Raw genomic sequence first — 12,158 nt, 5'->3', positions numbered from 1 at the left:
GAACGCCAGATTCAGTCGTCGCATTCGGGTGGATCCTTGCAGGCCGTCGCGATGCCCTGCGGTTTCTGTTCCTCCGACAGCAGCAGCTGCGCGCCCTGCGTCACGACGGCGTCCCCTGCATGGAACCCGGTCGTCACGTCGAAGCCCTGATCGCCCGCGGAATCGGCCGGCACGGCGCGGCGCGTGAAGCGATCGGGCGCCGTGCGCACATAAACCCAAGGCTGCCCGCCGTACCACACCACGGCGCGATCGGGAATCGCCAGCGCCGACCCGGCCGGGTTCGCGCCCGGCACGTGTGCGCTCGTGCGGGTGCCGACCGGCAACGCGCGTGCGACGGCATAGAGCCACGGATTGCCTTGCACCGCCGGATCGCCCTGCGGCGAGGCCGACAGCTTCTGCGCCATCACGGGCTGGCCGTCCGGCCCGTCGATTGCAATGCGCTCCGGGGCCGCGGCCGCATCGTCGGGCGGCAGCGTCACGCGCACGACAATCGCCTGTCCGGCGAGCAGCCGCCGAAATAACGGGGATTGAGGCGCCATCGCGGCATTCGTCAGGACGTCGCCAAACTGCTGACGCATCGTCGCGGCCAGTGAGCCTTGTGCCGCATCGGCGGACTGCAGCTTCGCGCGAGCCGTTTGCGCGGCTGCCTGCGCGTCCTGCAATGCCTTTTGCGAGACGTTCCGATCGTCTGCGAACAGCGTTCGGCTTCGTTCGTATTGTGCTTGCGAGGTGGCGGCCAGTTCACGTGCGGTATCGCGGTCCGCGATGGCCGACGCCAGCCGGTTGCGCAGATCGAACAGCGGCTGCAAGTCGACGACCGTTGCATAGGCCGTGCGGCCGGATCGCACGGCTGCCGCGGCCAGCGGTGTCGCTTCGATTCGACTGGCGCGCTGCTCGTCGGTCGGCACGACGACGACCGTCTCGCCGTTCACGGTTTGCACGGCGGGCTGCGCCACACGTGTTGCGGCAACCGGTGCTGATGTTCCCGGACCGAGCGTCCGGTAGATGTACCACCCGGCACCGGCGACCAGCGCAATGGAGATAACGGAGAAAAAGAGCAGTCGGCGTTTCATCGCGCACTCTGTTGTGACGGGGAGAACGTTCGGACGGCGTCCGGTGTCAGCGGGCGCTGCATCGCGTCCTCGAGTGCGCCGGCCGCCTGGCGAACCGCGACGGCCGCGTCCAGACGAGCGATCTCGGCGGCCTGGTAGTCGGCGTTCGCCTGCGTGAGCGTCAGGCGGTCTACGTCTCCGGCTGCGAATTCGGCTGCCTGACTGTCGAGTTGCCTGCGTGCGGCGGTGCGGTGTATATCGGACAGCTTCAACGCGTCGATGCTCGATCGATAGCGAGCGAGCGCGTGATCGAGGTCGCCGAGGATCGTGTCCTGCAGCGCGGCGGTGCGGGCCGCGGCTTCCTTGCGCTTCGCTTCCGCCTGCGCGATGCCACCCTGGTTCTGATCGAAGATCGGCAGCGCAATGCCGGCCAGGCCGAACGCAATCTTGTGCGTGCCGGTGTCGTACGTGTAGCCGGGGCCGAGGTGAATGTCCGGGTATTGCTTGGCGACCTCCAGCTGCAACGCCGATTCGGCGGCCGCATAGTCGGCAAGCGAACCCAGCAGGTCTGCACGATGCAGGATCGCGTCGCGCTGGGCATCGGTCGCGGGTGGCGGTGGTGGAACGTGGTCGAATTCGTCGAAATCGAAGGTAACGCGCTCCAGCGTGGCGGCCGGGATGCCGATCGCCGCGGCCAGTTGCGCGCGGGCATCCTGTTCGGCGCCCCGGCTCGCCGCCAGATCGATTTGCGCCTGAGTCTGCGTGGCGACAGCCGCGTCGACGTCGGGCCCGGCGCTTTCTCCGACCGCGCGTCGCTTCGTGACCATTGCGACGATCTGCTGCGCCGCGTCGACCTTGCGCGACAGTAGCTCGCTGCGCTCGCGGCCCGCTTGGAGCGCCAGCAGCGCGTCACGCACCTGGGCGCCGACTTTCCACGCCTCGTTGCCGATTGCCAGGCGAGCCGATTCCGACAGGTGCGATGCCTGATCGATCCGATACCCGCGCTTGCCCGCGGTTTCGATCGGGATGTCGAGTGCCGGGCCGGTCGTAAACGGTGCGCCCGGCCCCGGGTTCGGCGTCGCCCACTGGAACGGCAACTGAAGGACCGGATTCGGGATCGCACCGGCTACATCGATGCCGGCCTTCGCCGTTCCCCACTGCGCGCGGGCGATATCCAGTGCCGGGCTGTAGTACCAGGCCGCCAGCGTGAGCATCTCGCGATTCCAGCGCGGCAGCGGCCACGGTGCGACGTCGTGCCCAAGCTCGCGCACGAGGTACGCATGCAGTTCGTCGCTCGCGAGCGACCGGTCTTCGAATTGACGGGCAATCTGTAGCGGCGCGATCGGCTGAGGATCGTAGGTCGCACAGCCGCCCAGCAACGCACAGACGACAAGCAGCGCTCCGCGCATACGGGTATCCGGGGTCCTGGCCGACCGATGTGTCGGCTTTCGGCCCGGATACTACGCAACCGGTTGTGAAGTTTTCGTCAACAAAGGGTCAGGTCGACTCGATTCGCGCCGGTTTCGCGGCCGGCAGGCGCAACGACACGCGTGTGCCTTTGTCCGGCTCGCTGTCGATCCGGATCGCCCACCCATGGCGATCGCAGATTTTCTTCACGATCGACAGACCGATGCCGAAACCCGGTGCTGCGGTGCGCGCCTGGTAGCCGCGATCGAACACATGCGGCAACGCATCGGCGGGGATGCCGTGCCCGGTGTCCTCGATGTGCAGCCAGCCGTCCGCAAAGGAGAACGCGATCTCGCCGCGATCCGTATAGCGAACGGCGTTGTCGATCAGATTCGACAGGACCAGCCCGAGCACGGAGCGGCTGGTCTCCACCTGCACGCTGCGATCGATGTCGATCCGAATCTGGATACCTTTGGCGTTCAGCGTCGCGGCAGCCGGATCGACGGCTTCCTCGATCGCGCCGACGAGGCACACGGCCCCGACGTCGGCGGGCGGTTTCTCACGCGCGAGCAGCAGCAGCGCGTCGACCAGATCCTTCATCCCGTCCGCGGCGCGTTCGATCTGCTGCAGTCGGGCGCGCGACTTCGCACCGATCGATGCGTCGTGCTCGAGCAGTTCGCAACTGGTCTTGATCACGGTCAGCGGCGTGCGCAGTTCATGACTGACGTTCCCGGCGAACTCCTTTTCACGTTCGACCATCTCGGCCATGCGTCGGTGATAGTCGTTGAACGCTTCGGCCAGCTCGCCCACTTCAGCCTCATCGTACTTCCCGGTATTGAGCGATGCCGATCCGCCGAGCCGCAGCGACTTCACCTGCTGCGCCAGGCTCGCGACCTGCCGCACCAGCAGCCCCGACAGCCAAAACGCGCACCAGATCGTGAGCAGCGCGAACACGCCGGTGCCGGCCATCAGCGCGTTGATCACCTGCCGGAATCGCTGCTCGTACGTGCTGAAGTCATACACACGATAGAGGCGGCCCGCGCCGAGCGGCACGATTGCGACGTGGATCTCGCGGTCGTCGAGAATGATCTCGTGCGTGCCGTCGGCGAGCTGCGTGACCGAGTCCGGCAGCGCCAATTGCGGGCGGTCCGCCTCCGATACATAGCCGTTCAAGCGGACGTCGAACGGCGGCATCAGCGCCGGGTCGCTGCGATACGAACGCAGCACGCTGGCCAAGTCGTCGCGAATCAGCGCGGTGATCAGTCGCTCCTCCTGCGCTTCGGCGAGCGTCTTGACACCCAGCGCCTGCGCGATGAGCAGCACGATCGTCAGCGCGGAGAAGAAAAGCGCAACTTTGGCGCGAAGACTAAAGCGCACGGTCTTCATCCGCCACGAACCGGTACCCGAGACCATGAACGGTCTCGATCGGATCGCGTTCGCCCTGCGCGGTGAGTGCCCGGCGCAACGTGTAGACGTGCGCGCGCAGCGTGTCGCTGTCAGGCAGCGCTTCGCCCCATACTTCGGCTTCGAGTTCCGCATGACCGATCACCCGGCCTGGCGTCTGCATCAGCAGGCGCAGCAGATGCAGGCATTTGGGCGGCATCTTGACTGGCCGGCCGGCCCGCTCGACGGTCAGCGTCTTCAGGTCGAGGCAGACGTCGGCACAACACAACGCAGTCTCGGCGACCTGCCCGCGGTAGCGTTTGACCAGTGCGCCGAGACGCGCGCCGACTTCCTTGAGCGAGAACGGCTTGACGAGATAATCGTCGGCGCCATGATCAAAGCCGTCGAGCTTGTCATCCAGCGTGTCCCTTGCCGTCAGCATCAGCACCGGCGTATCGCGATGATTCTCTTCGCGCAGCTTGCGGCACAACGTCAGCCCGTCCATGCCCGGTAGCGACAGGTCGAGCAGAATCGCGTCCCAAGTTTGCGACACGGCCAGCTTCAGGCCGGCAGGGCCGCTCATGGCCATGTCGACCTCGTAGCCGGCACCCTCCAGATAGTCGTAGAGGTTGGTCGCGATGCTGGCGTCGTCTTCGATGACGAGTACGCGCACGGTGTTCTCCAAAGGTCCGCAAGCCGGATCGATTCTGCCACGCGCGCCTGGCGAGGGGAATCGACGCGGAGTCGGCCGCGTGATGACGGCTCTCGCTGAAATGATCAGATCAAGCTCATCTGCGTTCAGTCGGTTGTCGTCCGGGGCAGCTTTGCCTCCCGCCGGGCCCGGTCGTTCACGATCTGGTGACGCCGATGGTCCGTCATCTTCTTCCACCCGCGGGCTTCGTCCCGCGTGCGCAGGCACGCCACGCAGTAGCCGGTCCTGCCGTCGAACGAGCACACTTCGACGCAAGGCGATTTGACTGCCATCCTCAGTGCCCCCTCGCGGCGGGCACGACCTCGACAGTCACGTGCGACAGATCCTTGAAGCGCTGAAGCAGGCCGTGATAGAAGCGCGAATCCCGTGCCGTGTCGTCGGTTGAGACGGACACGACCGCGCTCATGTGACCCGGCCCGAGGCGCCAGACGTGCAGATCGTTGATCCGGTCGCCGCCGCCTTCGATGGCAGTGCGCACGTTGTCCGCCAGCCGGCGATCCGGGCTCATGTCGAGCAGGATGCCACCCGTGTCGCGCATCAGGCCGTACGACCAGTTCGCAATCACCAGCGCGCCGATGATGCCGGCGAGCGGATCCATCCAGACCCAGCCGAACGCACGCGCGAGCAACAGGCCGATGATCGTCAGAACCGAGACTGCCGCATCGGCAATCACGTGAATGTAGGCGGAGCGGATGTTGTGATCCCGCGTCGCCGAGCTCGATGTACCGTGATCGTGCTCTTCGAACGCCAGTTCATGCTCGCGACCGTTCAATCGAACGATGGCCTTGAACTCATGAGGCTCAGGGATAGCGTCGACCGACTCCAGATAGCCACCGCGACTTGTCATCGCGAATGCCTGCCAGGAACCGTCCGGACGAATCGTCGTCACCGACACGGCCTTCGCATCGACGAGCGTCGTATCGCGTGTGGCAGGGGCCACGCGGAACACGGGAGGAACCCCCTCCTCGAACACCGACACGAGGAATGCGCCCTGCCGATCGACGATCGTGTGCATGTCCTCTTCGTGCGCGTGATCGTCGTGACCGCCATGGGCGTGCCCGTGATGATGGCCGTGACCATGACCGTGGCCATGGTGATCGCCGCTCAGCAGCCAGACGCTCGCGATGTTGACGAGCAGGCCGGCCACCGCAATCGGAATCGCCTCGCCGAAATGGATCGGCACCGGGGCGAGCAAGCGCGCGACCGCCTCATACCCGATCAGCAGCGCGATCATCGCGAGCACGATCGCGCTCGTGAAGCCAGCCAGGTCGCCAAGCTTCCCGGTCCCGAATACGAAGCGCGGGTCGCTCGCATGCTTGCGTGCATAGGTGTACGCAAGCGCAGCAATCAGCATTGCGCCAGCGTGCGTCGACATGTGCAGCCCGTCGGCGATGAGCGCCAACGAGCCGAAGATCGAGCCGCCGACAATCTCGGCCACCATCATCGCCGCACACAGGCCGATCACCATCCAGGTCCTGCGCTCGTTCTTCTCGTGGGCAGCGCCCAGAAAAATATGGTCGTGACCCGCGCCAAAGGCGGCATCCTTGAATTCGCTCATCGCTTCACCTGATTACTTGAAATAGCTGTGAACGACTTCGATCAGCTGTTCGGTCGCGCTGCCTTCGTCCTCGTGCCCCTCGGCATCGACGAGGTGGCTGCGGATGTGATCCTCGAGCACGACCGCGAGCAACCCGTTCATCGCACCGCGGCTGCTCGTGATGAGCTGGAGAATTTCGTTGCAGCCGCGCTCTTCCTCCAGCGCCCGCTCGATCGCTTCGACCTGCCCCTTGATGCGGCGGACGCGATTCAGCAGCTTCTGTTTTTCCTTGATGGTGTGGCTCATGGTGGCTCCTTCATATAGCGGGGGGGAGTATATTCCAATTCCCGATTCGATATAGGGAGGAGGGGTATATGTCGGGTTAATGCAAGGTTCGAGCGAGACAGGCCGACAGAGGCCGGCAATGCACATCCGGCGGTATCGATCCTCGGGATTCGATACCGCCGCGGATTTCGTCAGATGACAAACAGCAATGCCGCGAAGACCGCGTAGAACCAGCCGACATGCGCGAGTTGCCGGCTGCGCACCTGCGTTGCACGGAACGACCATTGCAGGAAGACGATCGCCAGTGACGTGATGCCTGCGGCGAGAATGGAAGGCGTTGCCAGATGCCATGGCGTAAAGAACAGACCAAATGCCGTGGGAATCGTCGCCTGGATCATCATTGCGCCGCTGATGTTCGCCAGCGCAAGCCGCTCCTTACCTTGTCGCACCCAGATCACCGCGTTCATGATTTCGGGCAATTCGGTCGCGATCGGACTGAACAGCAAGGCTGTTAGCTGAGGGCTCAGTCCGAGCCACGGGCCGACAGCTTCGATCTGGCGGACGAACAAATGGGATGCTGCGAAGATGACCACCAGCGCACCAGTCACCTGCAACGCCACCCAGAACATGGCCGGATTTGCATCGCGCGGGCGCAGCTTCAACGGCTCGAGTTCTCCGTGTTCGTCGCTGTCATCGGAAGCGGTCAACTCCTTCCAGCAATAGACGGCGTAGGCTGCGAGAAAGGCAAGACCGAGCAACGGCTTGAAGCTGAAAAGGATCAGGCCGAGTCCGATCTTCACAACGAAAATCGCAAGAAACCAGAGTTGGTCACGGCGAAGACGCTTCACGTCGGCATCGATCGCGCCGGCCCGCACTTTGCCCACGCGACGGGCAGTTGCCAGCAACGCTATGCCGACGACCGCATATGCGACCGTACTTAGCGCGAGCGGTCCGCCAATCGCGGCGCCAACACCGATTTCCTTCTGCGCGGGTGAATTGCCGAACGCCACGGCGACGAGCGTCACAACGCTTTCCGGAAGCGCGGTGCCGAATGCAGCGAGGATGGTGCCGGTCGCCGTCTGCGTCAGATTGAGCTTCTGGCCCAGCCACTCAACGCCGTTGACGAACGTTTCGCACGAGAAGTAGATGATGCCGGCAGCGGCGATGAGCAGAGCGAAGGTCATGATCATGACAGTCGCCCCTGGATGTGGGTGTGGGGTGCGAACAGCATTTGTAGTTCTCCACGAGCCGGGCCACTTAACCAATGACGCCGCCCTTCGCCCGGCTCGGGTGGAAGGAAGGCGTCAAAGGTCTCGTCGGGCCGTGGAACGGCTGCCGGCGCCATGGCATGGGATGCCAATTATGTTGACGACGGCGCTTTGCCTCGAATGGCAAAGCAGACTACTCCCCTAAGACGGGAGCGATTATATCCGGCTATTGCGTCGATAGGGGTGACGCTACAGCCGCGACTGCTGCAATGGCACGCGGAGTTCGGCTCTCGGCGATGTTCTCTTTCCACGACACTGAAAAATCGCTGGCCCTTGCGCCCTGGGAATAAGTGTGCCGAAGCGTACGTTTACCGTACGTATCGCGCGCTGCAGAAACGTTCATGCCGTCACACAGGCAGGGGCGTTCGTGTGCTCGATGAATGGCGCACGGCAGACGCGATGCTTCGATGCACATGGAGGCAACCATGAAGGCTATTTACAGAATCGTCGTCGCCGCGACCGCGCTGGGGATCGCATCGCATGCCAGTTGGGCGCAGCAAACAGTCGATGCGACATTGCTATCGAACACGATCCAGCTCAACACGCACAACGTGAAGTCGGGTCGCGTCGCGTTTGACGTCAAAAATGCCGCGGACAACATGGAGCACGAACTCGTCGTGATCAAGACGGATCTCGCTGACGATGCGCTCCCTGTCGGAGAAGGGCTGGTCATGGAGCACAAACTGAGAAAAATCGGGGAAGTCGAAGATATCGCGCCTGGTCAGAGCAAACGCGTGTCATTCAAGCTCCCGCCCGGCCACTACGTGCTGATTTGCAACAAGCCGGGCCACTATGAAGCCGGTATGCACACGACCCTTGTCGTGGCACCCTGAATCGCAAGGCGGGCCTGCTCGAACAATGGTCGTCAACGACGCGTGTCGATATGAGGAGACTGACGGGCATTGGCGTTCAGCTCCCGCCGCGAACCGTGGATCGATATCGAGCGGAGTGAGTGCGCTTCGGTGACCATGCTTCGAAAATTCATGCTGCGCGGCCGAGACGGACGGAATAAACGAGGGTGCCTATTCGTTTACTAACGGCTCTTCCACGTTCGGAGTTCCATCATGAAACAGATCCATCCGGCGTTCGGTGCTGCGTTGTCGGCTGTCGTGCTGGCGAGCGTCGTGGCGTGTGGTGGCGGTTCGTCTCACGAGAGACAATACACGGTCAGTGCGTTGGTCTCCGACGGCGCTGTTCCGGCTGCGCACGTCGATACCAACCTGAAGAATCCATGGGGCATCGCCTTCAATCCCAAGGGCTTCGTATGGGTCGCGGATAACGGCACGCAGCACGCGACGCTCTACGATGGCAACGGCGTGCCGCAATCGCTCGTCGTGACGATCCCGCCCGGCACGAGCGGCGACCCCAACCCGACCGGGATCGTGTTCAATGGCACGAATGACTTCATGGTGACCCAGGGTGCCAAATCGGGGCCTGCTGCGTTCATTTTCGTTGGCGAGGGCGGGACCATGACCGCATGGTCGCCCGCGGTCAACACGATGTCGGCCATCACGGTGTTCGACAGCGGCGGCAGCGCCGTCTACAAGGGGCTCGCGATGGCCAGCAACAACGGGGCGAATTTCCTGTACGCGACGGACTTCCACAACAACCGGATCGACGTGTTCGACCGGACCTTCGCCAAAGTCACGCTGGCGGGTGCGTTTCAGGATCCCGCCTTGCCTGCGGGATTTGCGCCGTTTGGCATCCAGGCGATCGGCTCGAAACTGTTCGTCGCCTACGCGAAGCAGGACGCGGCAGCACATGATGACGTCAAAGGCGCAGGCTTGGGCGTGGTCGACGTGTTCAGTCCGTCGGGACAATTCCTGCAGCGCTTCGTCACCGGCGGGCCGCTGAATGCGCCGTGGGGCATGGTACAGGCGCCCACGGATTTCGGGCGTTTCAGCAACGCCGTCCTGGTCGGCAACTTTGGCGACGGCATGATCCACGCGTTCGATGCGACTTCCGGGATGATGCTCGGGACCCTCGAGCAAGGTGACGGCAGCGCAATCATCGAGTCGGGGTTGTGGGGCATCGCATTCGGTAATGGGCTCAACAGTCAACCCACCAATACGCTGTTCTTCGCCGCCGGAGCGAACAACGAAGCGGACGGCCTTTATGGCCGAATCGACGTAGGGCCGTGATCGCGATCGCCGGGATGAGTCCTCGGGCGATGCACAATTCAACGCGAATGGACAATGATCGGACGCGGCTGTACCTGCATCCCCGGCGGGTGCCGCGCAACCAGGCGTCGCCCCGTCAGGAAGTGACTGATTTGGTTGAATGGATCTACCCGAGAACTGCGAGCGCAGTGCGGGGTATGCGTACTTTTCATGCGAAATGCGGCGGTTGCAGGGTGACGCCCCGCCTGACGCACCCAACCGCCATTTCCTACACGATAAGGACGATCACCCCAACTTTGGGTGAACGTCAGACCGTAAGAACGGGGAGGTACTCCATGTTGGCCCCCATCGCACGTTTGCACAATTAAGACGTAGCGTGGGACTCAAAGTCTCGTCGGAGAGCGTTGCACCAGCCCGAACGCGCTGTCTCTTACCATCGCGCAACGAAGTAATACGCAGATCAGTCTTCAGCACCGCCAAAACAATCGGCGAGGCACCGTGCAGCAGAAACAGACATGACAACGGTTTTTGCCAGACATGCCGGTTCTCGTCACTGCCTTCGCCGTGCCTGGATAGTCGCGCTCACGGCGCTCGCATTGCTGCCGGCATCCATTGCGCATGCACTGCCGATCTTTGCGCGCCAGACCGGACAGAGTTGTGTGGCGTGCCACGCCGGCGGTCAGTTTCCGGAACTCACGCCGTACGGGCGCTTGTTCACGCTGAACGGCTACACGTTGGGCGAGCGCACGATACCGCTCGCCGCGATGGCCATCGGCGACCTGAGCAAGACGCGAGCGAACAGCGATGCCAGCGGCAATCCGATCAATACCAAGAACGGCCTGCCGATGTTCGATTTCGCAAGCGTGTTCCTCGCCGGAAAGATCACTGCGGCAACGACCAAGGGAACCCGGTGCACCCGCAAGTCTACCTGCGTGGCTACAACCCGTATGCGCGCATTGCGCTGACGCACGACTGGGGGCCGCACAGCGTGATGGTCGGCGCGTTCGGGATGAGCGTCGACGTCTATCCGAACGACGCCAACAATTTCCCGATCTTCGGCACCGGCGTGACGCGCTATCGCGACTACGGCTTCGACGCGCAGTACGAGTACCTGCTGGAGCCGCACACGATTACCGCGCAGGCGCGCTATGTGCGCGAGAACATTCACGATCCGAACAATTTCGTGCTGGCCGACAACACGGCGGCGAACCTCAATTCGTTGCGGCTCAAGGCCGGATACGTCTATCAGAACAAGTACGGTGTCGCGCTGTCGTATCTTCAATACAACCGGTACACCGGACAGCGCGCGATACTCGGCAAGCGGGAATTTCTATCCGAACACGCAAGGCTGGATGCCCGAGATATTCTGGATTCCGATTCAATATGTAAGAGTCGGCCTGCAGTACACGCACTTCAGCAAGTTCCTCGGCGCGAAGACCAACTACGACGGCAATGGCCGCAACGCGAGGGACAACGATACGCTGTTCCTGTATCTATGGGTCGCTTCGTTTTTACGACGCGGCCGGCGTTCCCCGTTCGTCCGGCCAGTTGGAATACCTGTAACGGGAGGGTTTCGCACATGTCGCATTTCGATCGAAAGCGGATGCCGCCAGATGGCGTGTCGACGTGAGTTGCACGCTGGAGCGGAACGGAGTCGATCCGACGAATCGCAAATGTTGCGGCCAGGAGGTTCGTAACATGAACAAAGTTGTACATATCGTCTCGATAGCAGCGGTGCTCGTCGGGGTGTCCTGTCACGACCTGGAGCGGTCGCGGGAGGTCGACAATCCAGCCGTGCCGGGCAAGACCATTGCGTTGCAGGTGTGCTCGAACTGCCATGGCGCGACAGGCGTGTCAGTCTCGCCGACGTTTCCGAAGCTCGCTGGACAGCGCAAAGAATACCTCGTCGATCAACTGACAGACTTCAAGAATCACACCCGCTCCGATCCGAATGCGAAGCGCTTCATGTGGGGCTTCACGCATCTGACCGACGCGCAGATCGACGATCTTGCGACGTATTTTTCGAGCCAGCACGTGACGCTCGGCGACACCGGCGATCTCTTGCTGATCAGCGAAGGCAAGTCGATCTATATGTCGGGCGTGCCGGACAAGGGTGTCGCGGCGTGCATCGGGTGTCACGGCCAGCATGGCGAGGGGATGAGCCGGTTTCCGCGCCTCGCCGGCCAGCATGCGGACTACGTGATGAAGCAGCTCAAGGTGTTCCGCGAAACCGATACGCGGCCCCGTGGCGCGGTCATGAAGAGCGTGTGCTCGAACATGTCAGAGCAGGACATGCGTGCGGTCGCAGCGTACGTAGAAGCCTTTCCGCCGGAAGCCGGGGCATCGGCGACCCCACCTACCGAAGAGTGAGCAAGCAACATAGATTCTGACCAC

The 12,158-nt window shown here is 63.0% G+C and carries 13 protein-coding genes and 1 riboswitch; of the genes, 5 read left to right on the top strand and 8 right to left on the bottom strand.

Translation table 11 applies throughout. The annotated features are described in order from the left end of the window. Positions 1 to 11 precede the first annotated feature (11 nt). The 8 genes from F3J15_RS09855 to F3J15_RS09820 form a co-directional block, all read right to left on the bottom strand. On the bottom strand, positions 12 to 1,073 hold the full coding sequence (locus tag F3J15_RS09855; protein ID WP_166890276.1) for a metal transporter: 1,062 nt from the start codon (positions 1,071 to 1,073) through the stop codon (positions 12 to 14). Next, positions 1,070 to 2,461 carry a TolC family protein gene (locus tag F3J15_RS09850; RefSeq protein WP_166890273.1) on the bottom strand — a complete coding sequence of 464 codons (1,392 nt, stop codon included), beginning with the start codon at positions 2,459 to 2,461 and terminating at the stop codon, positions 1,070 to 1,072. The genes F3J15_RS09855 and F3J15_RS09850 overlap by 4 nt, the downstream gene beginning before the upstream one ends. Before the next feature lie 88 nt (positions 2,462 to 2,549). Further along, the gene (locus tag F3J15_RS09845; RefSeq protein ID WP_166890406.1) at positions 2,550 to 3,845 is read right to left on the bottom strand and encodes a HAMP domain-containing sensor histidine kinase; all 1,296 of its coding nucleotides are present in this window, start codon (positions 3,843 to 3,845) and stop codon (positions 2,550 to 2,552) included. Next, positions 3,826 to 4,515 carry a response regulator transcription factor gene (locus F3J15_RS09840; RefSeq protein WP_166890239.1) on the bottom strand — a complete coding sequence of 230 codons (690 nt, stop codon included), beginning with the start codon at positions 4,513 to 4,515 and terminating at the stop codon, positions 3,826 to 3,828. The genes F3J15_RS09845 and F3J15_RS09840 overlap by 20 nt, the downstream gene beginning before the upstream one ends. 125 nt (positions 4,516 to 4,640) lie before the next feature. Next, positions 4,641 to 4,826, bottom strand: coding sequence for a DUF1289 domain-containing protein (locus F3J15_RS09835; RefSeq protein ID WP_174945789.1), 186 nt, complete (start codon positions 4,824 to 4,826; stop codon positions 4,641 to 4,643). A gap of 2 nt (positions 4,827 to 4,828) precedes the next feature. Beyond that, positions 4,829 to 6,112 carry a CDF family Co(II)/Ni(II) efflux transporter DmeF gene (dmeF, locus tag F3J15_RS09830; protein WP_166890270.1) on the bottom strand — a complete coding sequence of 428 codons (1,284 nt, stop codon included), beginning with the start codon at positions 6,110 to 6,112 and terminating at the stop codon, positions 4,829 to 4,831. A 12-nt stretch (positions 6,113 to 6,124) separates the two neighbouring features. Then, positions 6,125 to 6,397: a metal/formaldehyde-sensitive transcriptional repressor gene (locus F3J15_RS09825; RefSeq protein ID WP_166890253.1), complete on the bottom strand. Its 273-nt coding sequence runs from the start codon at positions 6,395 to 6,397 to the stop codon at positions 6,125 to 6,127. A gap of 170 nt (positions 6,398 to 6,567) precedes the next feature. Beyond that, positions 6,568 to 7,566: a sodium:calcium antiporter gene (locus F3J15_RS09820; RefSeq protein WP_166890250.1), complete on the bottom strand. Its 999-nt coding sequence runs from the start codon at positions 7,564 to 7,566 to the stop codon at positions 6,568 to 6,570. 50 nt (positions 7,567 to 7,616) lie between these two features. After that, positions 7,617 to 7,798, bottom strand: a riboswitch (yybP-ykoY riboswitch). A 271-nt stretch (positions 7,799 to 8,069) separates the two neighbouring features. Here F3J15_RS09820 and F3J15_RS09815 point away from each other — a divergent pair. The 5 genes from F3J15_RS09815 (at position 8,070) to F3J15_RS09800 (ending at position 12,134) form a co-directional block, all read left to right on the top strand. Beyond that, the gene (locus tag F3J15_RS09815; protein WP_166890247.1) at positions 8,070 to 8,477 is read left to right on the top strand and encodes a plastocyanin/azurin family copper-binding protein; all 408 of its coding nucleotides are present in this window, start codon (positions 8,070 to 8,072) and stop codon (positions 8,475 to 8,477) included. A gap of 231 nt (positions 8,478 to 8,708) precedes the next feature. Continuing rightward, positions 8,709 to 9,785, top strand: coding sequence for a TIGR03118 family protein (locus tag F3J15_RS09810; RefSeq protein ID WP_166890244.1), 1,077 nt, complete (start codon positions 8,709 to 8,711; stop codon positions 9,783 to 9,785). Between the two features lie 494 nt (positions 9,786 to 10,279). Further along, positions 10,280 to 10,729 (top strand): hypothetical protein, encoded by a 450-nt coding sequence (locus F3J15_RS37745; protein WP_240158763.1) that lies wholly within the window; start codon positions 10,280 to 10,282, stop codon positions 10,727 to 10,729. Then, on the top strand, positions 10,675 to 11,394 hold the full coding sequence (locus tag F3J15_RS09805; protein WP_240158766.1) for a hypothetical protein: 720 nt from the start codon (positions 10,675 to 10,677) through the stop codon (positions 11,392 to 11,394). Before F3J15_RS37745 ends, F3J15_RS09805 begins: the two co-directional genes overlap by 55 nt. Further along, positions 11,391 to 12,134: a cytochrome c gene (locus F3J15_RS09800; RefSeq protein WP_345891489.1), complete on the top strand. Its 744-nt coding sequence runs from the start codon at positions 11,391 to 11,393 to the stop codon at positions 12,132 to 12,134. The genes F3J15_RS09805 and F3J15_RS09800 overlap by 4 nt, the downstream gene beginning before the upstream one ends. The last annotated feature ends 24 nt before the right edge of the window (positions 12,135 to 12,158 follow it).

Source organism: Burkholderia sp. Ap-955, assembly GCF_011753045.1.
Classification (GTDB): Bacteria; Pseudomonadota; Gammaproteobacteria; order Burkholderiales; family Burkholderiaceae; genus Burkholderia; species Burkholderia lata_D.
The sequence above is the reverse complement of the archived record's forward strand: the minus strand, read 5'-3'. Positions and strand labels throughout refer to the sequence as shown.

Excerpts from the sequence above, each read along its gene's own strand:
- F3J15_RS09855 (WP_166890276.1), bottom strand. The coding sequence starts at position 1,073 with ATGAAACGCCGACTGCTCTTTTTCTCCGTTATCTCCATTGCGCTGGTC.
- F3J15_RS09850 (WP_166890273.1), bottom strand. The coding sequence starts at position 2,461 with ATGCGCGGAGCGCTGCTTGTCGTCTGTGCGTTGCTGGGCGGCTGTGCG.
- F3J15_RS09845 (WP_166890406.1), bottom strand. The coding sequence starts at position 3,845 with ATGAAGACCGTGCGCTTTAGTCTTCGCGCCAAAGTTGCGCTTTTCTTC.
- F3J15_RS09835 (WP_174945789.1), bottom strand. The coding sequence starts at position 4,826 with ATGGCAGTCAAATCGCCTTGCGTCGAAGTGTGCTCGTTCGACGGCAGG.
- dmeF (WP_166890270.1), bottom strand. The coding sequence starts at position 6,112 with ATGAGCGAATTCAAGGATGCCGCCTTTGGCGCGGGTCACGACCATATT.
- F3J15_RS09825 (WP_166890253.1), bottom strand. The coding sequence starts at position 6,397 with ATGAGCCACACCATCAAGGAAAAACAGAAGCTGCTGAATCGCGTCCGC.
- F3J15_RS09820 (WP_166890250.1), bottom strand. The coding sequence starts at position 7,566 with ATGATCATGACCTTCGCTCTGCTCATCGCCGCTGCCGGCATCATCTAC.
- F3J15_RS09815 (WP_166890247.1), top strand. The coding sequence starts at position 8,070 with ATGAAGGCTATTTACAGAATCGTCGTCGCCGCGACCGCGCTGGGGATC.
- F3J15_RS09810 (WP_166890244.1), top strand. The coding sequence starts at position 8,709 with ATGAAACAGATCCATCCGGCGTTCGGTGCTGCGTTGTCGGCTGTCGTG.
- F3J15_RS37745 (WP_240158763.1), top strand. The coding sequence starts at position 10,280 with ATGACAACGGTTTTTGCCAGACATGCCGGTTCTCGTCACTGCCTTCGC.